Here is an 18,617-nt window from a genome sequence, read left to right as displayed (position 1 = left end):
TGACGCGCACGTTGCGGTCGACCCCACGGCGGGCGAGCAGATTCGCCTGCAAGCAGGGGAGGCCGCTTGGAGTTCTTTAGTGGCGGTGATTGGCAACCGTTTCTGCGCCTCGTTCGCGGCAAGCTGGTCACCAAGTACAGGCCCGAGTTCGAGGAGCCAGGAAACGAAGTTCGCAGCAAGCTGGCGGCGGTCGCACGCGCACTGAAAGCATCTTTGATGACCGACGTTGATGACGACCCATTGAACTGGTAACGACTAACGAAGATCGGTGCGCGGCCAGGCGCAGCCATTCCAGTGCACGATGTAGTTGCTCAACTGCTCGAACCAAAATGAATGAATCTGACCAACTCCGCAACGAGATCAGGAAAATCGACGGACAAATTGAAGCCTGGAGTCCTGAAAAACGGAAACAAGGGGTCTCCGCGATCCGCATTGGGCTGATTCAGCAAGGTGTGACGATCTCGGCAGATGACGACAGGGTTCTGGAGGAATTTGCAGCAGGAAAGCTGCAACTCGACGACTTGGTTCTCCAGTTCTATGGGCGAGCTTTTTCGACTTGAGAAGCAGCCAAACTCAGCGCCTTTCGGCCAGAACCAGACTTTCAAATGGCCACTTCCAAGCGGGTACTTTCAAGTTCATGCACGTTGCTAGTCATGGGTTGGGACGAATCCATTGCATGGTTTCCCGGCATGGGAGGCTACGTGGAAGGACTGTTCATGCGGTCACTACAGCTGAGCACTCCCATGTCCCGCACTGAAGCGAAGAACGTGGTGAAGAAGATCGCCGGCCGGGAAATCTTTGAGGTGTTTCTTGCTGATGACTGCCATGCGAGTGGGATGTGCCATTCCCTTGAGAGCATCGGCGCCCAAGTGTCGCTCCGCCGGGGCGCTGAATGACCAGCCCAACGTCTTTTGGGGCCCCTTCGCGACGCCAGCGCGACCGGCTACAGTCGGCCGAGGCTGTGTGAAAACTCAATTCCATCGCCATCAATCCGAAAGTCGACCTCTCAGATGGGCCCAGGCTGCATTTTTTTGGATGTGCCGAGGGGTCAAGGACCCCTGAAAAGATGACTCCGGGGAGTTTTCACACAGCCTCGGCCAGAAGCGGACCTTCGTCGGCGGACGGCTTCGCTGCACGCTGAGCTTGCACAATAGACGTCAGCCAGAAAACAAGAGCAGCCGTGACGCTAACTCCACCCATCGATTACAGACTTCGGCTCTTTCTTAGTTCGCCTCTTTCAGAGGGGGAGCTCCTCGGTCAATTTTGCGAGCAGCTAGTGGGCGCTAGGCTGGTACGAGGGTTCATCGAGTACAGCGGAAACATCTTCGACTTCGAACGAAATTGGATGTTTGACGACCCCCCTGAGTCCATTTTGAAATCTACCGACCTACGAAAATACGAGTATGACGTGAGCGTCTTTCCTATCATTGAAGTCGATCTGAAGCATCAGCGGCAGCTTTCCCGAGATATCCGGTCTGCGCTGGCTGCACTTCATCTTGAGCACAGGTTATTGCATCTTTGGGACGAACGCGAAGACATCTAACCAGTCGTTTGAACCGACTCGCGTCGTCAGGTCGCCGCGCACGACTCAATTTAAACATTGAGCGTCTGCTATCGATAGATGGGAACTTCCGCTTCGGGCCCACTGCGGTCTTCCGACATTGTCCAAAGCCGCAGGTCGTCGCGCCAGAGCCAAGAGACATCCCCTTCCACGCATTGTCTGGCCAGGCACGCTGAATAAAATCCAGCCATGTCCGCCGCTTTAGTCCCACGCCCCCAGTGCACCGCTTGCCTGCGCCCGCTCAGCGCCTGCATTTGCCGCTGGGTCGCGCCCACCGCCCACGCGGTGGAGGTACTGGTGCTGCAGCACCCGCTGGAGGTACACCAGGCCAAAGGCAGTGCCCGCCTGCTGCACCTCAGCTTGGCGCACTGCCGCTTGGTGGTGGGTGAGGCATTTGCCGCGCCGGTCTGGCCGGCGGACGGCAAGCACACGCTGCTGCTGTACCCGGACAGTCTGCAAGATACCGCCCCGGACCTGCGGGTCCCACCCCTGTTACCGCCCGAGTGGCCGCAAGCCCCGTCGTGCCTGCGCCTGGTCGTGCTGGACGGCACCTGGCGCAAAAGCCGAAAGATGCTCTACCAAAGCCCGCCACTGCAACAGTTGCCGCGCTTGGCCCTGCGCAACCTCCCGCCTTCGCACTACCGTATCCGCAAAGCCCATGGGCCCGACCAACTGTCCACACTGGAGGCGACCTGCTACGCCTTGTGCCAACTGGAAGGCGGTGCGGCGCGGTTCCAGCCCTTGTTGGATGGCTTCGACGGATTTGTAGAGTACTTGGAGCAGGCTGGCGGGCAGCGAAACGCGCAAACTGAAAAGTCCTGCCCTCGACCAGGGGTTGCGGGGTTCATTTAAGGGACCAGCTAAATGGCTGGTTCTTGACGCTAGTCGACGGTGGAGATCGATTCTGCTGAATACAGGTCGTTCGTTTGAATTCGCACCCGTGTTTCGGCGCTCCAGTCTCGAAGCGTGAGATCTCGCGTGACACGATTGCAAGTGGAACTGACTGCCCCTGTGTACTGATAACCCATGGCTACGATTGAACCAACAACCGGCTCGGTTCCTGACGAACGAATCACGCGAAATCTGAGCGCAGCGATCATCTTTTTGCCCGGACTCCGTGGGTCATCAACCACTTCCTCATCAACTACAGCGGCTACGAAGTCATAACGAAACGATTCTGAGTCTTTCGAGGTGCTGGAATCGTTTTGGACGTGCGAGCATGCCAAGGTGCTGCCACAGAAAAGCACGCTGGTCAGGGTTGTCGTCGCCGCCGTTTTCCATCTCCTGAGCATCGAAATTTCCTTGCGATGAATGACCGGTCGTGACCGGATTCTGCCGTACGCCAGTGCGCGACATCAGCTACCCGCGCTTGGCCGAAGCTTCGACCAAGCGGAAAGTCAGTCCGCCAGTGGCGCGCCGGGAAAGCACGACTTCATCGGCCTCATCCTCGTCCAGGAGGTCGTGCCTGGCGAGGAAACGTCGCGCATCGGCGAGGTCATGCACCGCGAATGTCAGCGACTGAATGAGGTCTTGCGTGCCGGCCGACAGCCGTAGCTCCACATCGTCCGCAATAGCGACAGGGTCCGCGCTTGACTCAGCAAGCCGCTGCCATCTGTCGAGTGCCCCTGCAAGGTCGGTGCTCGATATCGCCAACTCCTTCAACCCGACCAAGCCTAGGTGGCCGCCGCCGCAGGCATCTAGGTTGTCTCGTTCGAGGTCTCTACGCTCTGGCGTGCTCAACCCCTTCCTCCAAGGCACGATGGGCGCATGGGTGCCCCAGTCGCACAGGAACACGCAACACGAGTCGGTTGAGAGGTCCAGGACGGTTGAATTCGTGAAGTTCGTCCGTACCTCGCCGCGCTCGTCCTTCGAGGCATGGGCCCGGGGAGTTTTGCAGCTGAGCCCCAGGACCTTGAGCCGAGCCAGAGTTTGCGAGAGTCCCGCAGGTTCGAGGGCAATCTGGTGGAAAAGCGGGAGAGGGCAATCCGAGGGCAGATCAGAGTTGTCTGTGGCAGCCCAGATTTCGAGGTTCGTGTTTCCAAGCCCTATCCAGCCAAAGGTCGCGAACGAGGCGACCTCAAGCGGCCAGGTCACGGGGAGGCCAAGATGCTCGCTGAACAGCTCATAGAGCTGCGCCGCGTCCCCTGTGCGAATCACAACATGGTCAATTCCTCGGTATGCGCGCTTCGTCACTTGTGGAACGGATTTGGAGTTGATGTTGGCCAGCAGCGCTGGACGTCGGTTTGCGGCTTCGGGTTCAAGCGGTCAGTGCAACAGTTTGGCGGAACATCTCAGCGGGTGTGCGGAATCTGAGCGTCTTGCTCGGGCGCTCGTCGAACTGGCACGCAACTGCGGTTCCCATCGATCCTGCGCCATCGGAGCTTGCCGATTGCATAGATATGCAACCCGCTCAATTCATTGTCTGATACGCTCCGGCCACGGGAAAACAGCCTCCCGTTCTGACAAGTCCGACGGCATGCCGTCCAAGCGCTGGTGACTCACAACGGAGCTCTCCGTGGACACCGCCTTGCCCGACACCTCACTCGCGCGTTCCGCGCCCATCCAGCCCATTTCATTCGCAGAAGCTTTCCGCTTCTGGCTCAAGCTCGGCTTCATCAGCTTCGGTGGCCCCGCGGGGCAGATCGCCATCATGCACACCGAGCTGGTTGAGCGTCGACGCTGGATCTCGGAGAAGCGCTTCCTGCACGCGCTCAACTACTGCATGCTGCTTCCCGGCCCGGAGGCGCAGCAGCTCGCTACCTACATCGGCTGGCTCATGCACCGCACCTTGGGCGGCATCGTGGCTGGCGCACTGTTCGTGCTTCCGTCGCTGTTCATCCTGGTCGCGCTGTCCTGGGTCTACATGGCCTACGGCAACGTGCCTGCGGTGGCTGGCGTTTTCCACGGCATCAAGCCGGCGGTGACCGCGCTGGTGCTGCATGCGGCGCACCGCATCGGCACGCGGGCGCTGAGGAACCCGTGGATGTGGGGCATCGCGGCTGCGGCCTTCCTGGCGATCTTCGCCTTCGATACGCCGTTCCCAGCCATCGTGATCGGTGCCGGGCTGACCGGACATTTCGGCGCGCGATGGGCGCCCGGCGTGTTCGCCCCGGGCGGCGGCCATGGCAGCGCGCAGGCGGGCTACGGGCCGGCACTCATCGACGACGACACGCCCGCGCCGCCACATGCCCGCTTCACCCGGAGCCGGTTCGCGAAGGTACTCGCCGCAGGGTTGGTGCTGTGGGCGCTTGCCATCGGCAGCCTTGCCGCCACGCAGGGCTGGCACGGCACGCTCGCGCAGATGGGCACGTTCTTCACCAAGGCTGCGCTGCTGACCTTCGGGGGTGCCTATGCCGTGCTGCCCTACGTGTACCAAGGTGCGGTGGAACAACACCATTGGCTCAACGGCACGCAAATGATCGATGGCCTCGCGCTCGGCGAGACCACACCGGGCCCGCTCATCATGGTGGTGGCCTTTGTCGGCTTCGTCGGAGGCTGGCTGCAACAGGTGGCGGGTGCCGGCGCGCCGTTCCTCGGTGGCGCGCTGGCAGCCACGGTGGTGACGTTCTTCACTTTTCTTCCCTCGTTCGTCTTCATCCTCGCGGGCGGTCCGCTGATCGAGGCGACCCACGGCAGGCTCGGCTTCACCGCGCCGCTGTCGGCCATCACCGCGGCGGTGGTCGGCGTGATCCTGAACCTGGCGCTCTTCTTCGCGTACCACGTGCTGTGGCCGAAGGGTTTTGGGGGGCACTTCGACGCTGTCTCGGCCGTCATTGCATCAGCTGCGGCAGTGGCGTTGTTCCGCTTCAAGGTTGGCGTGCTGCCGCTGCTCGGCGGCTGCGCCGTCGTCGGGCTGCTGGTGACGTTGGCGCCCGGGCTGCGCTGAGCGCATCACAAAACAATCAAGCAGCCCGCAGAGCAGGCCCGACAGAAGCGGCAGAGCTGCCTTACCGGTTGCGAGTCAAGAATGAACCCGTTGCCATCGCCTCGGCCACGTGCCGGCCTCGCATGCCTGCTGCCCGCCGGCGTCGATTCCAGCGCCATGCCCTTGCTCGCTGCACGAGGGCTGCGCGCCTTCGGTGACGGATACATGGCCGTGCTACTGCCGGCCTATTTGCTATCGATCGGGGTGGGCACGTTGGAGGTCGGCATCCTGAGTACAGCGACGATGCTGGGGTCGGCGTTGAGCACATTGGCGGTCGGTGCATGGGGACATCGTTTTGCCGAAGGACGATTGCTGCGCGTTGCCGCCTTGCTGATGGCGGCAACCGGACTCGGCTTTGCGGGCTTGTCGGCGTTCTGGCCCCTGTTGGTTGTCGTGCTGGTGGGAACCCTCAATCCCAGTTCGGGCGACGTGAGCATTTTTCTTCCTCTCGAGCATGTTCGGCTCGCCGCGGCGGCGCGTGGTCACGCGCGCACCGCGCTGTTTGCCCGCTACAGCCTCGTGGGAGCGCTGTGCGCTGCATTCGGCGCACTGGCAGCTGCCGTGCCGGATTGGCTGGTCCAGCACAGCCGACTGGTACGTCCTGAGGCACTGCGCGGAATGTTTCTGGTGTATGCGGCTATCGGCCTGGCCGTCTTCTGGCTCTATCGGCGGCTGCCGGAGGCCCACGAAGACGCTGGCAAAGACGCTGGCAGAGGAGCCGGCTCGGATGGCACTCCGGCCGCTCCTGCCCCCTTGGGGCCTTCGCGCGGCGTGGTGGTTCGACTGGCAGCTCTCTTCAGCGTCGATGCCTTCGCCGGCGGGCTCACGGTCAACGCCTTGATGTCGCTGTGGCTGCTGGAGCGATTCGGCTTCTCGCTGACCCAAGCCGGCGTGTTCTTCTTCTGGACTGGCCTGCTGAGCGCCGCGTCCCAACTTGCGGCTCCCGTGGTTGCGCAACGAATCGGGCTGCTCAACACCATGGTCTTCACGCACCTGCCGGCCAACGTTTGCCTGGTGCTGGCTGCGCTGGCGCCCAGCTTGCCGATGGCGCTGGGGCTGCTGATGGTTCGCAGTGCGCTGTCTTCGATGGACGTTCCCACCCGGACCGCTTATGTGATGGCCGTGGTGACGCCCGCAGAGCGCAGCGCTGCCGCGAGCTTCACCGCCGTTCCACGGAGCCTGGCAGCGGCCATCAGCCCGACGCTCAGCGGTGCGCTGTTCGCGGCCGGATGGATCTCTTTGCCGCTTGTCGCATGCGGGCTGCTCAAGATTTCCTACGACCTTGCGCTGTGGCGCGCGATGCGGCGGGATCGGTTCGACGCCGAGTAGCGGGCCACCCGCTTGGGTGACCGATGTCGAAAACGGCTGGAGCGGAGCGCAGCCCCGGTGATGTCGGTTGCCTGTGCTGTGGCGTCGTCAAGAGGGGCCGGCCTTCCATTGCCGCAGGACCATGGCGGCACGGACATCGCCAGCCTCGCGCCTTATTGCTCTATTCGGGGCCGAGCGCAAGCAGGCAATCCCTGCTCGCGCCCGCACATCCAGGTGAGCTTGCTGCGCGTACTCAGACAGCGCCGGCCATCGCGCCGTGTGAGTCGCTCGTGCCCATTTCAACATTTCCATTTCGAGGTGACGCCGATGAGATTGCTCCAAACGCCTGTCCAGGCCTGTGTTCTCGCCCTGTGCGCGGTCGCCGCAACAGGGGCCTTCGCCTCGAGCCACCGCGAGGCGCCCTCGATCGCGGGAATGCCCAAACTGGACGCCACCGACTTCTACATGTTCCGCAGCTACGAGACCAACCGCCAGGACTTCGTGACGCTGATCGCCAACTACCAGCCCGACCAGGGGCCCTACGGCGGCCCCAACTACTACACGATGGACCCGAACGGGCTGTACGAGATTCACATCGACAACACCGGCGGCGCCACCGAAAACCTGACCTTCCAGTTTCGCTTCACCAACACGCTGCGCGACATCCAGCTGCCGATCGCGGGCAAGCAGGTCTCCATTCCGCTCGTGCAGGCCGGCGCCATCACCGCGCCCAACCAGGCCACAAGCAACCTGCGCGAAACCTTCACGCTGACCGTGGTGCGCGGTGACCGGCGCAAGGGGCAGGCCGCCCCTGTCACCAACGCCGCAGGCGGCGGCGCGGTATTCGACCGGCCGACCGACAACATCGGCGAGAAGACCTTCGGCGGGCCCAACGGTTATGCCGCTTATGCGGCGCAGCAGGTCTACAACGTCAACATTCCGGGCTGCGCCACGGCGGGCCGCGTGTTCGCGGGCCAGCGCCAGGACCCGTTTGCCGTGGCGCTCGGCCAGGTGTTCGACCTGATCAACCTCAACCCGCTCGGCTCGACCAGCGCCTACGGTACCGGCACGCTCGCCACGCGCAACGTCAGCACGCTGGCGCTCGAGGTGCCCATTGCCTGCCTGACCGCGGGCGGCACCGGCCCGATCATCGGCGGCTGGACCACGGCCAGCGCACGCCAGGGCCGCCTGATCGCCAGCCCGCCGAAGAGCGGCCACGGCACCACGACGATCAACGGCGGCGCCTGGGCACAGGTCTCGCGCCTGGGCATGCCGCTGGTCAACGAAGTGGTCATCGGCTTGAAGGACAAGGACAAGTTCAACAGCTCCAAGCCGATGGACGACGGCCAGTTCGCCACCTACGTGACCAATCCGACGCTGCCAGCGCTGATCGCAACGCTGTACCCCAGCGCCCCCGCGCCCACCAATTTCCCGCGTACCGACCTGGTCGCAGCCTTCCTGACGGGCATCGACGGCGTGAACAAGCCCACCAACGTCAAGGCCTCTGAAATGCTGCGCCTGAACACCAGCATCGCGCCGACGCCCTTGGCGATGCAGAGCAACCTTGGCGTGGCCGGCAGCGACAACGCGGGCTTCCCGAACGGCCGCCGTCCGGGCGACGACGTGGTGGACATCGAGTTGCGCGTGGCCATGGGCGCGCTGTGCGTGCTGACGGGCGCCAACGACACGCTGAAGGTCGGCTGCAAGCCCAGCGACGCACCGGCGGGCGGCGCGGCCATCACCGACGGCGCGTTGCAGAGCCCGTCGGAGTTTCCGGCCGCCTTCCCGTACCTGAACACGCCGCTGCCGGGCGCCGTCAACGCCGCTGCGGCACCGTGAGCAAGGAGTACCGCATGAAGCGCAACATTCAACGCATCGGCGGCGCGCTCCTGTTGGCAGCGGCCCTCACGGGCTGCGGCGGCGGAGGGGGTGGCGGGGGCGGGTTCTACCCGTTCCCCGTTGGCGGCAACAACCCGCCGCCCGACCAGCTCGACGCGTACGACCAGTTCGTGGCCTATGTGCAGGCCCTGGTTGCGAGCGTGCTCGACACGGAAGAGCCGGCCAACGTGGCGGCCTTCGACCCGCCGCCGACGTCGGAAACCAAAGACCCGGTCGCTACGCAGTAACCCCATGCGCCGGACCGCATTCGCAACCCTCTGGGTGGCCGGCGCGGCGCTCGCGCTGGCCGCCGTTGCGGCGCATGCGGTGCCGCGCGTGCCCACCAGCGATGACGAGGTGGTGGAGGCACTGCCCGTCGTCTCCGGCTGGTCCGGCGAGCAGCGCAAGCTGCGCCGCGAACTCGCGCGGCGGCCGAACGACGAGGCCACGGCCATCGCAGCGGCCACCGCCTACCTCGAACTGGCGCGCGAGCAAGGCGACGCGCGCTATGCCGGCTATGCCATGGGCGCGCTGCAGGCCTGGGAGGCCACGCCCCTGGTGCAGACGCCGCCGGGCGTGCTGGTCATGCGCGCCACGGTTGCGCAGTTTCTCCACGACTTCGACGGCGCGGAGGCCACGCTGAAAGCAGCACTGGCCCGGCGCCCCAGCGACGCGCAGGCGTGGATCACGCTGGCCACCATTCTTCGCGTGCGCGGGCGCTACAACGAGTCCGACGCCGCCTGCCGCTCGCTCGGTCGCGTGGGCCCCACCTTCTACGGCGTGGCCTGCCTGGCGGAAAACGCCGGCTTGCGCGGCCACCATGCCGAAGCCAGGGACGCGCTGCGGGCGCTTCTGTCCGACCCGGCCTTGCGCGACACCCATCAGGCCGCGACGCGCCAGTGGCTGCTGACCAGCGTGGCTGAGGTCGAAGAATTGGCGGGGCGCCCCGCCGAAGCCGATGCGGCGTACCGGCAAGCGATGGCCGCGCAGCCCTCGGGCTATCTGCTGCTGGCTTACAGCGACTACCTGCAGCGCGCCGGCCGGCACGCCGAGATCGCAAGGCTGCTGGCCAACGAAGCCAGAAGCGACGCGGTGCTGCTGAGGCTGGCCATCGCTGGTGCTGCGAGCAGTGCCGCCCGCAGCAAAGGCGCCCAGGCAGAGGCCGACGAGTTGCGCCAGCGCTTCGAAGCCGCCGCGCTGCGCCCCGGCACCACCGCACTGCATGCGCGCGAAGAGGCCATGTTCGCGCTCGACGTGCAGAACGACCCGAAGCGCGCGCTCGAACTCGCGCGCATGAACGTGCAGCTGCAGCGCGAGCCTATCGACCTGCTGGTGTTCGCGCGCGCCGCCACGGCTGCCAACGACACCGCCGCACGCGGCGAGGTGAAGGCGCTGATGCAACAGATCGGACTGAAGGATGCGCGTGTCGACGCAACGCCTTGAGCGCATGGTGCTGGCCATGCTGGTGCTGGCAGCGCTGCTCCTCGGCGCGGCTCCGGCGCAGGCCCACAAGGCCAGCGACGCCTACCTGCAGCTGCATCGCAGCGGCGACACCCTGGACCTGCGATGGGACATCGCGCTGCGCGACCTCGACGCCGTGCTCGACCTCGACAGCAACGCCGACCGCAAGCTCAGCTGGGGCGAGGTGCGCACGCGCCTGACCGACATTCGCGCCTATGCGCTGGCGAGCCTGCGGCTGCAGCAGGGCCAATGCACGCTGGCCGAGGCCGAGCCACCCGCCATCGAGGACCGCATCGACGGCGCTTACCTCGTGCTGCGGCTGCAGGGGCAATGCGGCGCGGGTGCCGCGCTGGACATCGACTACCGGCTGTTCCGCGAGGTCGACCCTACGCACCGCGGCCTGCTGCGCATGGAGGTGGACGGCGGCGCGCAGCCCACGGTGCGCTCGCTGGATCCTTCGGGCGGCCCGGTCGCCTTGGCGTGGCCCGGGGTCACCGGCGCCACGGACCCGGCCGCTGCGTCGGATGCCAGCTTCTTTCGCGACGGCATTCACCACATCCTGATCGGCTACGACCACATCCTGTTCCTGGTCTGCCTGCTGCTGCCCGCCGTGCTGCGCCGCAGGCCCGAAGGCTGGGAGCCCGTCATCACCTGGCGCGAGGCCGTGTGGCCGATGCTGGGCATCGTCACCATGTTCACCATTGCGCACTCGATCACCCTGGCGCTGGCCGGCCTGAAGGTGGTGAGCATTTCACCGCGCATCATCGAGCCGGGCATCGCCATCACCATCATGCTGGCGGCCATCGACAACATCTACCCGGTGCTGCGCGGGCGGCGCAAGCTCTTCAGTTTCCTGTTCGGACTGATCCACGGCTTCGGCTTCGCGGGCGCGCTGGCCGAGCTGGACCTGCCGCTGCGCGACTTCGTCGTGGCGCTGCTGCAGTTCAACCTGGGCGTGGAGGCTGGCCAGCTCATGGTGGTGGCCGTGGTGCTGATCGCGCTGCTGGCCCTGCGCCACTGGCGGCGCTATCCGCGGCTGGTGCTGCGCGGTGGCTCGGCGCTGGCAGTGCTGGTGGCGGCCATCTGGCTCGGCGAGCGGGTCTTCGATGTGAAGGTGCTCCCGTTCTCCTGAGGCTTGCTTCTTGGCCCTCTTGGCCCTCTTGGCCCTTCGATCCTTGACTGACTTACGGTGCCCTCGAGCTGGTGCAACCGCCGCTCGCGCCCCAGCCTGCATGGCAGGCGCGACTCAGTTGATGATCTCTCCCATGCCAACGCGTACGCGCTCCCTGAGCTGCCGGATGTAATCCGGATCGAAGGGTTCCCAGGTGTCCAGCTCACCGACGATTCGCAGCGGCTGCCGGCTACGGTACGAGCGCGTAGGGTTGCCCGGAAACTTCTTGTCGGTGACGTTGGGATCGTCCTCACAGGCGCCCGTGGGTTCGACGATGTAGACGCGGCCACGGCCGTCGCCCCTCGCCATTTCCGCAGCCAGCCCGGCGCCCTTGGGCAAGGCGGTGAAGTAGACGTGGTTCATGACGACGCAGCCGTCGTAGTTCGACCGGAAGCCGGCCGTGAGCAGATCACCCACCTGAAGGTCTGCCCGCGTGCCGTGGAAGTAGGGGCCGTCGTCCGGGATAGCCATCGCGGGTCGCTCCTGTGCGGAAAGGAAAAGCCGCGGAGTCTACGCGTGTCGATTTTCACGCCAGCCGTCTCGCGTGAGGTCCGATGCCGGTCGGGGTCTGCCGCACCGGCGACAGGCCGCTGTTGGCCGCGTCGGCCTGCCGCAACCCTGATGGCGGCAGCGGACGGTCGCTTGCAGATCGGCGCCTATTCGCAATCTCGCGCAGGCACGTCCTGCAAGGCCTCGACCAGAAAGTCGACCATCACTCGCACCTTGGCGCTGAGGTGGCGGCGGCTGGCGTAGATCGCCAGGATGTCGATGGGCGGCATGCAATAGCCCGGCATGACCTCGACCAATCGACCGGCGCGCACATCCTCGCCGATCACGAAACTCGGCTGCCAGATCACGCCGGCGCCGGCGATTGCCGCCGCGCGAGCGGTGTTGCCGTTGTTGGCCCGTATCGCCCAGCGAACGCGTACGGATTCGAGCGTCCCGCCAGGGCCGGCGAACTGCCACTCGTCGGATGTCGCACCGTAGGTGTAGCCCAGGCACAGGTGCCGCGAAAGGTCCGCCGGAACCTCGGGCATGCCATGGGTCGCGAGGTATCCGGGCGAGGCGCAGACCAGGTTGTCCGAGGAGCCCAGGCGGCGCGCAATGTGGTTGCCCGATGTGGTCCGCGAGATGCGGATGGCCAGGTCGTAGCCCTCCTCGACGATGTCGACCACGCGGTCGATGAGCGCGATGTCGAGCTCGACATCGGGGTACTTCGCCATGAACCTCGGCCACAGGGGCGCCAGCACGAGGCTGCCGAAACTCAGCGGCGCGTTGATGCGCAGGCGCCCCCGCGGCTGCAGTGACGCGGTGGTCGCCAGCGCTTCTGTCTCCGCCACCTCTTCAAGAATCGACTTCGCCCGGTCGAACAATGCTTCGCCGCCCTCGGTGAGCGACAAGCGGCGCGACGTGCGGTTGATCAGCCGCGTGCGCAAGTGCGCCTCCAGCTCGTTGACGTAGCGCGTCACGTTGGCCGGGGAGGTGTCCAGCGCGTCGGCGGCCTTGGTGAAACTGCCACGCGCGACCACGGTGACAAACACCTCGTAAGCACGCAATCGGTCCATGGGGTCGGCTCCAATCATTCAGGAAAGCTGAATGAGTAAACCACTTTTGGGGCCTTTCTGGAAGTGAAGCTGAATCATAAATTCACGTCACCCCAGCAACCGACACCAAGGACCTCGACATGACCGACACCCATCCCGCCCCCACCCGCCGTGCACTGATTGCCGGCGCAGCCGCCTTTGGCGCCGCTCTGACCCTGGCCCCGACGGCGAACGCGGCACCCCTCGTCGACGCGGTGCCCGGCTTCCGCGCCGGCAGCGCGGAGGTGAACGGCACCCGCATCAACTACCGCATCGGCGGCACCGGACCGGTCGTCGTGCTGCTGCACGGCTACGCCGAGACCGGGCACATGTGGAACCCGCTGATGCCGCTGCTGGCGAAAACGCACACCGTGGTCGTGCCCGATCTTCGCGGCGCCGGCAATTCGTCGAAGCCCGAGACGGGCTACGGCAAGAAGAACATGGCCGTCGACATCCACGAACTGGTCCGCTCGCTCGGCTTTCGCAGCGTGAGCATCGTGGGACATGACATCGGCCTGATGGTGGCCTACGCGTATGCCGCCCAGTTTCCTTCGGAGACCGACAAGGTGGTGCTCATGGACGCGTTCCTGCCCGGCATCGGCGAATGGCAGAACGTGTGGCTTCTGCGCGACCTCTGGCATTTCCATTTCCACGGCGCAACGCCGCTGGCGCTGGTGAGCGGGCGCGAGCGCATCTATTTCGAGCATTTCTGGAATGACTTTGCGGCCGACCCCAAGCATTCGGTGCCCGAAGCCGATCGCCGCTTCTACGCCAAGGCCTACGCACAGCCCGGCGGCATGCGTGCCGGGTTCGAATACTTCAAGGCCTTCGAGAAGGACGCGGCCGAGTTCGCCGAACTGGGCAAGACGCCGCTGCCCATGCCGATGCTGGTCCTCTCCGGCGAAAAGGCCGGCGGGACATTCCTGATCGAGCAGGGCAGGATGGTTGCGACCAACGTGCAGGGCGTGATCGTCAAGGGTTCCGGGCACTGGCTGATGGAAGAGGCGCCAGACCAGGTCATCCCGGCGCTGATCAACTTCCTGGGCTGAGCGGGAACAGCATCGGCATCGAACGACGGGCGCCCGCCGCGCGCCGGTCACCCCGGCTTCACGAACAGCAGACATCAACGGACACCAACGTCCAACCCTCCAAGGAGATTCAACATGGACCTTCAACTCAACGGCAAGCTCGCACTGGTGAGCGGCAGCACGGCCGGCATCGGCTACGCCATCGCGCACACACTGGCACAAGAGGGCGCAAGCGTCATCGTCAACGGCAGGTCGCAGACTGCGGTCGACGAGGCGGTGGACCGCATCCGATCGGAGACGCATGGCACGGTGGTCGGTTATGCGGGCGACCTGAGCCGGGCCGACGCCGCCGAGGAGGCCGTGCGTCGTCACGCCGGCATCGGCATCCTCGTCAACAGCCTGGGCATCTTCGAGGCCAAGGCTTTCGAGGACATTCCCGATGAAGACTGGCAGCGCTTCTTCGACGTGAACGTGCTGAGCGGCGTGCGCCTTGCACGGCTCGTACTGCCTGAAATGAGGCGAGCGAACTGGGGACGGATCATCTTCATTTCGAGCGAGAGCGCGGTTCAGATACCGACCGAGATGATCCACTACGGTGTGACGAAGACCGCGCAGCTCGCGGTTTCGCGCGGGCTTGCGGAATCGGTCGCCGGCACGAACATCACCGTGAACAGCGTGCTTCCAGGGCCGACGAAATCGCGTGGGGTAGGCGACTTCGTCGAAGGCCTCGCCCGTTCGAGCGACAAGAGCTTCGAGCAGGTCGAGGCAGAGTTCTTCGAACACATCCGCCCGACATCGCTCATCAAGCGCTTCGCTTCGCCGCAGGAGGTGGCGTCTCTCGTGGCCTACGTGGCAAGTCCGCTCGCGTCGGCGACCACGGGCGCAGCCCTTCGCGTCGACGGCGGCGTCGTCAAGAGCGCCTTCTGACGCAGGCACGATGAGTGGTCACGGCCGATCGGCATGTAGGCCAGCGCCGCTGCAGCGGCATGCTGTCCTTGCACAAGTCGAGGGCTGTTGCCCCCGCCAGCGGCGGGGCCGGGATCCGGAACCTATTCTGAAGTTTAGGCCCGTGCTTTCACGGGCTCGGCAACCGGCTTCGAATCGTCGATGGCGTTGCCGGGCTCCGACGTTGGCGGCGGCGTCAGTTGTTCGATGATTCGAATGCGGCGAACAACCAGCTCGTCGATCTCCAGCCGGCGGATGCGAGCCCGGCCCACGAAGAGCCGGCCGACAGACAAGGCACCGATGGCCAGCGCTCCGAGTGCCGCAGCGCCAATCACGATGGAGCCCAACGCAGCCGTACCGACGGCATGCGCGCCCGTGGCACTCGCAGGCAAGGCACGCGCAGACTTTGATCGCATCAAGTTCATCGAAACACCTCCTGTTGGCACGACACAAGTCGATCGTGCGTCACCGGTACCGCGAACGGCCGCTGCGCCGGTGCGGGGAGTCTGCGGCGGCAGCAGGCGCAGTGGCAAAGCCATGCGCTGCCGGGGCGATTTTCGGCTGCCAGGCCGCAGGTGTGCAATGGCCCGCGCAGGGATTGCAGGGCCTTGCCCTTGCAGACACCCTCAGGCCAACACGACCCGCTCGCACGCCTTGCGCAGCGCGGGCAGTCCCGGCAGGTCGCGCGCCTTCACGTCGGTCACCACCACGTGGATGTCGGCGGTGCGCGCATAAGTCACTCGGCTGGCCTGGCCGATCTTGGCGTGGTCGGCCAGCAGGAACAGCTGCTGCGCCTGCTCGGCCATGGCGCGCGCCACGGCGGCCTCGTGGTGCTCGAAGCTCATGGCGCCGTGCTTGGCGTGCAGGCCCACGGGCGACAGCAGCGCCACGTCGGCGCGGTAGCGGCGAATGGCCTCCACCGTGGTGTCGCCGCAGGTGGCCTGCGCCTTCACGTCGATCTCGCCGCCCAGCAGGATGGTGCGGTTGCCCGTGAGCCGGCCTTCGCCCGCGCCCGCGAGCTTGAGCGCGATGTTCAGCGAGTTGGTGATGACGGTCATGCCGCTCAGCGTGGCCAGCTCTTCGGCGCAGATCGACATGGTGCTGCCGGCGTCCATGAAGATGGTCTGGCCGGGCTGCAGCAGCGAAATGGCGGCCTTGGCAATGGTGCGCTTCTCGCGCTGGCGCGCCACCAGCCGCACGGCCAGCGGCGGCTCGGGCTCGGCGCTGGTGGCAATGGCGCCGCCGTGCACGCGCCGCAGCTCGCCCAGGCCTTCGAGCTCGAGCAGGTCGCGGCGCACGGTCTCGCGGGACACCGCAAGGTCCTGCACGATGCGCTCGACGCTGAGGCGCGAGAAGGTGGCGAGCAGGCTGCGGATGCGCAGGAATCGTTCTTCTTGGAGCATGAAGGATGCTGGCTATGAGAAAGAAAAAGGGCGGCGTCGATGTGACGGCCGCCCCGGTCTGCAGGTGAAAAGGCCGGGTCGACACGGGTGGCGCGGATTGCGCGCCATTGTGCCGGTCAACGCACCGTTGTGGCGCGTTGACCCGTGCCGACGCGTCAGAGGTCGCCGAGGCCCATGGCCGGGTCGCTCACCGAATGCTTGCCGGTTTCCACGCGGCCGGCAAAGCGGCGGTAGTAGGCGGCGTCGGTGTCGCAGGTGACCTCGAAGTCGTACCACTGGCCGCTGGCGGCCAGCTCCCAGTGCTGCTCCGCGGCGGCGCCGCCGGCCACGGTGGCGGTCCACGGACCGTCGGTGCGGTAGGCCTTGGCGCGAATGCTGAACTTGCTTGCGTTCGTGCCGCCGTTGAGCATCTTCAGGTACACGTTGCCGTTGGCAATGTCGTAGCACACGCGCACTTCGGGGCTGGCCGCGCCGCCTGCACGCAGCGTGTTGATGTTGCCCTTGAAGTGACGGTGGAAGCCGCTGGGGCCGAGCACCCACAGGTCGTAGAAGCCGCTGTTGTCGATCGCCGGGCTCCATGCGTCGTCCAGGCCCTTGCCTGGCTCCACCATGTAGCGGCGCGGCAGGCGGTCGAGGTTGAGCTTGTCGTACACGTGGAACACGGCGGCGGCCTTGCCGGTGTTGTCGAACAGCAGCTGCACCTTGCCGCTGATGGCATCGGCGCGCGCGCTCACGTGCAGTTCATAGGGCAGGGCGCGCGACGGGCGCGTGCCGGTGGTCTGGCGCGGCAATTGCGGATCGAGCGGCAAGGCCACTTGCGCCAGTGCTTCCTGGTCGGTGCGCACCTTGGTGGCCGCGGTCTTGGTGGTGCGGCCGGCGAGCGCGGGCAGTGCCTCGGTGTTGGGCGTTGCGAAGTTGAAGGCGCTCGTGAGGTCGCCGCACACCGCGCGCCGGAACGGCGAGATGTTGGTTTCCCTCACGCCGAAACGCGCTTCGATGAAACGCAGCACCGAGGTGTGGTCGAAGGCCTGCGAGTTCACCCAGCCGCCGCGGCTCCAGGGCGACACGATGTACATCGGCACGCGCACACCGGGGCCGTACACGCGGCCGTCGGGCGCGGGCTGGCTGGTGGTGCCGGGCGGGGCGGGGTGCGTGAAGCGCTCCACGGCAAGGTCGGCGTCGGCCAGCGTGGTCTTGCCGGCCATGGTGCCGTCGGGGTTCAGCGAGGGAGCTGCGGGCGACGGGTAGTGGTCGAAGTAGCCGTCGTTCTCGTCGAAGTTGATGAGCAGCACGGTCTTGCTCCACACCTCGGGCACGGCGGTGAGGGCGTCGAGCGTTTCCTGGATGTACCAGCCGCCTTCCACGGGGCTCGAGGGGCCGGGGTGCTCGGAGAAATTGGAAGGCGCGACGATCCACGACACCTGCGGCAGCTTGCCGTTCTTGATGTCTTGGCGGAACTGCTCCAGGAAACCGCCGTCGGGCATGGTGTTGGCGATGCCCTTGTACAGCGGGTTGCCTGCGTCGTCGCTGGCCGGGTCGTAGGCCGGCGATGCCGTGTCGTTGCTCACGGGCTTGCCCGAATCCTCGTTGGCCTTGCGGTATTTCTTGAACCCGGCGAGCGGGTTGTCGGTGAAGTTGTCCGGCATGCTCTGGTAGACGATCCAGCTGACATTGGCTTCCTGCAGGCGCTCGGGGTAGGTCTTCCACTCGTAGCCCTTGGTGGAGGCGTCGATGCCGTCCCACTCGTTGACCACGGTGGCCACGCCGGCGCCCGTGGGGCCGTTGGTGCCGGTCCAGTGGAACAGGCGGTTCGAGTTGGTGCCGGTGTGCATCGCGCAGTGGTAGTCGTCGCACAGCGTGAAGGCGTTGGCCAGCGCGTACTGGAAGGTGACTTCGGCTTCCTTGAAGTAGCCCATCGACGCGTTGGTCTTGTAGCGCGGCCACTGGTAGGTGCGCCCGCCGTCCCAGGCGTTCTGGCCGTCGCTCCACGAGTGCGGGGTACCGCTCACGCGCTGCGCGTTGCCCTTGCGGCTGTCCAGGTGGTAGGGCAGCACGGGGTTGCCCGTGGCATCGCCTTGCTGCCACACGCTGCGGCCCTTGGGCAGCGGAATGGTGAAGCGGTCACCGAAGCCGCGCACGCCCATCAGCATGCCGAAGTAGTGGTCGAACGAGCGGTTTTCCTGCATCAGGATGACGATGTGCTCGACGTCCTTGATGGTGCCCGTGGTGTTGTTGGCCGGAATGGCGAGCGCGCGGCGAATGCTTGGCGGAAAGGCCGTGAGCGCGAGGGCAGCGGCGCCGGTGGTGGCGGCGCCCGAGAGGAAATTGCGGCGTGAAGTCATGGTCTTGTTCTG

The 18,617-nt window shown here is 65.7% G+C and carries 19 protein-coding genes; 12 read left to right on the top strand and 7 right to left on the bottom strand.

The features are described 5' to 3' along the window. Nucleotides 1–66 precede the first annotated feature (66 nt). From BM013_RS40690 to BM013_RS27575, 4 genes are all read left to right on the top strand, one after another. The gene (locus BM013_RS40690) at nt 67–252 is read left to right on the top strand and encodes a hypothetical protein (protein WP_143098362.1); all 186 of its coding nucleotides are present in this window, start codon (nt 67–69) and stop codon (nt 250–252) included. 77 nt (nt 253–329) lie between these two features. Beyond that, nucleotides 330–560 carry a hypothetical protein gene (locus BM013_RS40685; protein ID WP_143098361.1) on the top strand — a complete coding sequence of 77 codons (231 nt, stop codon included), beginning with the start codon at nt 330–332 and terminating at the stop codon, nt 558–560. Nucleotides 561–743: 183 nt separating this feature from the next. Then, the gene (locus tag BM013_RS41345; protein WP_177225578.1) at nt 744–896 is read left to right on the top strand and encodes a hypothetical protein; all 153 of its coding nucleotides are present in this window, start codon (nt 744–746) and stop codon (nt 894–896) included. 854 nt (nt 897–1,750) lie between these two features. After that, nucleotides 1,751–2,413 (top strand): tRNA-uridine aminocarboxypropyltransferase, encoded by a 663-nt coding sequence (locus BM013_RS27575; RefSeq protein ID WP_093130996.1) that lies wholly within the window; start codon nt 1,751–1,753, stop codon nt 2,411–2,413. A gap of 29 nt (nt 2,414–2,442) precedes the next feature. Here BM013_RS27575 and BM013_RS40680 read toward each other — a convergent pair whose 3' ends face one another. Continuing rightward, nucleotides 2,443–2,853 (bottom strand): hypothetical protein, encoded by a 411-nt coding sequence (locus tag BM013_RS40680; RefSeq protein WP_143098360.1) that lies wholly within the window; start codon nt 2,851–2,853, stop codon nt 2,443–2,445. Between the two features lie 67 nt (nt 2,854–2,920). Continuing rightward, nucleotides 2,921–3,754, bottom strand: coding sequence for a VOC family protein (locus tag BM013_RS27570; protein ID WP_143098359.1), 834 nt, complete (start codon nt 3,752–3,754; stop codon nt 2,921–2,923). A gap of 322 nt (nt 3,755–4,076) precedes the next feature. Between BM013_RS27570 and chrA the strand changes: the two genes are divergently transcribed. From chrA to BM013_RS27540, 6 genes are all read left to right on the top strand, one after another. After that, nucleotides 4,077–5,447, top strand: a complete 1,371-nt coding sequence (gene chrA / locus BM013_RS27565; RefSeq protein WP_093130992.1) for a chromate efflux transporter — start codon at nt 4,077–4,079, stop codon at nt 5,445–5,447. A gap of 81 nt (nt 5,448–5,528) precedes the next feature. After that, complete coding sequence (locus tag BM013_RS27560) at nt 5,529–6,815, top strand: MFS transporter (RefSeq protein ID WP_093130990.1); 1,287 nt, start codon at nt 5,529–5,531, stop codon at nt 6,813–6,815. A gap of 306 nt (nt 6,816–7,121) precedes the next feature. Continuing rightward, nucleotides 7,122–8,633 carry a DUF4331 domain-containing protein gene (locus tag BM013_RS27555; protein ID WP_093130988.1) on the top strand — a complete coding sequence of 504 codons (1,512 nt, stop codon included), beginning with the start codon at nt 7,122–7,124 and terminating at the stop codon, nt 8,631–8,633. A gap of 14 nt (nt 8,634–8,647) precedes the next feature. Further along, nucleotides 8,648–8,920 carry a hypothetical protein gene (locus tag BM013_RS27550; RefSeq protein WP_093130986.1) on the top strand — a complete coding sequence of 91 codons (273 nt, stop codon included), beginning with the start codon at nt 8,648–8,650 and terminating at the stop codon, nt 8,918–8,920. A gap of 4 nt (nt 8,921–8,924) precedes the next feature. Next, nucleotides 8,925–10,115, top strand: coding sequence for a tetratricopeptide repeat protein (locus BM013_RS27545; protein WP_093130984.1), 1,191 nt, complete (start codon nt 8,925–8,927; stop codon nt 10,113–10,115). Next, the gene (locus BM013_RS27540) at nt 10,090–11,265 is read left to right on the top strand and encodes a HupE/UreJ family protein (RefSeq protein ID WP_093130982.1); all 1,176 of its coding nucleotides are present in this window, start codon (nt 10,090–10,092) and stop codon (nt 11,263–11,265) included. The genes BM013_RS27545 and BM013_RS27540 overlap by 26 nt, the downstream gene beginning before the upstream one ends. 114 nt (nt 11,266–11,379) lie before the next feature. On the opposite strand, the gene arr is transcribed toward BM013_RS27540, so the two are convergent. Together arr and BM013_RS27530 are read right to left on the bottom strand one after the other, a co-directional pair. Next, nucleotides 11,380–11,775, bottom strand: coding sequence for an NAD(+)--rifampin ADP-ribosyltransferase (gene arr, locus BM013_RS27535; RefSeq protein ID WP_093130980.1), 396 nt, complete (start codon nt 11,773–11,775; stop codon nt 11,380–11,382). Nucleotides 11,776–11,960: 185 nt separating this feature from the next. Then, nucleotides 11,961–12,869: a LysR family transcriptional regulator gene (locus tag BM013_RS27530; protein ID WP_093130978.1), complete on the bottom strand. Its 909-nt coding sequence runs from the start codon at nt 12,867–12,869 to the stop codon at nt 11,961–11,963. Nucleotides 12,870–12,988: 119 nt separating this feature from the next. Here BM013_RS27530 and BM013_RS27525 point away from each other — a divergent pair, with 119 nt between their 5' ends. Further along, a complete protein-coding gene (locus tag BM013_RS27525; RefSeq protein WP_093130977.1) occupies nt 12,989–13,936 on the top strand; it encodes an alpha/beta fold hydrolase in 948 nt (315 codons plus the stop codon). Nucleotides 13,937–14,050: 114 nt separating this feature from the next. After that, nucleotides 14,051–14,842: an SDR family NAD(P)-dependent oxidoreductase gene (locus BM013_RS27520; protein ID WP_093130975.1), complete on the top strand. Its 792-nt coding sequence runs from the start codon at nt 14,051–14,053 to the stop codon at nt 14,840–14,842. A gap of 134 nt (nt 14,843–14,976) precedes the next feature. Here BM013_RS27520 and BM013_RS27515 read toward each other — a convergent pair whose 3' ends face one another. The 3 genes from BM013_RS27515 to BM013_RS27505 form a co-directional block, all read right to left on the bottom strand. Beyond that, nucleotides 14,977–15,285, bottom strand: coding sequence for a hypothetical protein (locus BM013_RS27515; protein WP_218153690.1), 309 nt, complete (start codon nt 15,283–15,285; stop codon nt 14,977–14,979). Nucleotides 15,286–15,486: 201 nt separating this feature from the next. Next, nucleotides 15,487–16,263, bottom strand: coding sequence for a DeoR/GlpR family DNA-binding transcription regulator (locus BM013_RS27510; protein ID WP_093130974.1), 777 nt, complete (start codon nt 16,261–16,263; stop codon nt 15,487–15,489). A gap of 155 nt (nt 16,264–16,418) precedes the next feature. Further along, nucleotides 16,419–18,605, bottom strand: coding sequence for a phosphocholine-specific phospholipase C (locus BM013_RS27505; protein ID WP_093130972.1), 2,187 nt, complete (start codon nt 18,603–18,605; stop codon nt 16,419–16,421). Between the last annotated feature and the right edge of the window lie 12 nt (nt 18,606–18,617).

The organism is Variovorax sp. OK605, from assembly GCF_900115445.1.
Taxonomy (GTDB): domain Bacteria; phylum Pseudomonadota; class Gammaproteobacteria; order Burkholderiales; family Burkholderiaceae_C; genus Variovorax.
Note: the sequence above shows the minus strand (reverse complement) of the source record. Positions and strands in the feature narration are given on the sequence as shown.

Coding starts and splice junctions, on each gene's coding strand:
- BM013_RS40685 (WP_143098361.1), top strand. CDS start 330: ATGAATGAATCTGACCAACTCCGCAACGAGATCAGGAAAATCGACGGA.
- BM013_RS41345 (WP_177225578.1), top strand. CDS start 744: ATGTCCCGCACTGAAGCGAAGAACGTGGTGAAGAAGATCGCCGGCCGG.
- BM013_RS27575 (WP_093130996.1), top strand. CDS start 1,751: ATGTCCGCCGCTTTAGTCCCACGCCCCCAGTGCACCGCTTGCCTGCGC.
- BM013_RS40680 (WP_143098360.1), bottom strand. CDS start 2,853: ATGCTCAGGAGATGGAAAACGGCGGCGACGACAACCCTGACCAGCGTG.
- BM013_RS27560 (WP_093130990.1), top strand. CDS start 5,529: ATGAACCCGTTGCCATCGCCTCGGCCACGTGCCGGCCTCGCATGCCTG.
- BM013_RS27555 (WP_093130988.1), top strand. CDS start 7,122: ATGAGATTGCTCCAAACGCCTGTCCAGGCCTGTGTTCTCGCCCTGTGC.
- BM013_RS27550 (WP_093130986.1), top strand. CDS start 8,648: ATGAAGCGCAACATTCAACGCATCGGCGGCGCGCTCCTGTTGGCAGCG.
- BM013_RS27545 (WP_093130984.1), top strand. CDS start 8,925: ATGCGCCGGACCGCATTCGCAACCCTCTGGGTGGCCGGCGCGGCGCTC.
- BM013_RS27540 (WP_093130982.1), top strand. CDS start 10,090: ATGCGCGTGTCGACGCAACGCCTTGAGCGCATGGTGCTGGCCATGCTG.
- arr (WP_093130980.1), bottom strand. CDS start 11,775: ATGGCTATCCCGGACGACGGCCCCTACTTCCACGGCACGCGGGCAGAC.
- BM013_RS27530 (WP_093130978.1), bottom strand. CDS start 12,869: ATGGACCGATTGCGTGCTTACGAGGTGTTTGTCACCGTGGTCGCGCGT.
- BM013_RS27525 (WP_093130977.1), top strand. CDS start 12,989: ATGACCGACACCCATCCCGCCCCCACCCGCCGTGCACTGATTGCCGGC.
- BM013_RS27520 (WP_093130975.1), top strand. CDS start 14,051: ATGGACCTTCAACTCAACGGCAAGCTCGCACTGGTGAGCGGCAGCACG.
- BM013_RS27515 (WP_218153690.1), bottom strand. CDS start 15,285: ATGAACTTGATGCGATCAAAGTCTGCGCGTGCCTTGCCTGCGAGTGCC.
- BM013_RS27510 (WP_093130974.1), bottom strand. CDS start 16,263: ATGCTCCAAGAAGAACGATTCCTGCGCATCCGCAGCCTGCTCGCCACC.
- BM013_RS27505 (WP_093130972.1), bottom strand. CDS start 18,605: ATGACTTCACGCCGCAATTTCCTCTCGGGCGCCGCCACCACCGGCGCC.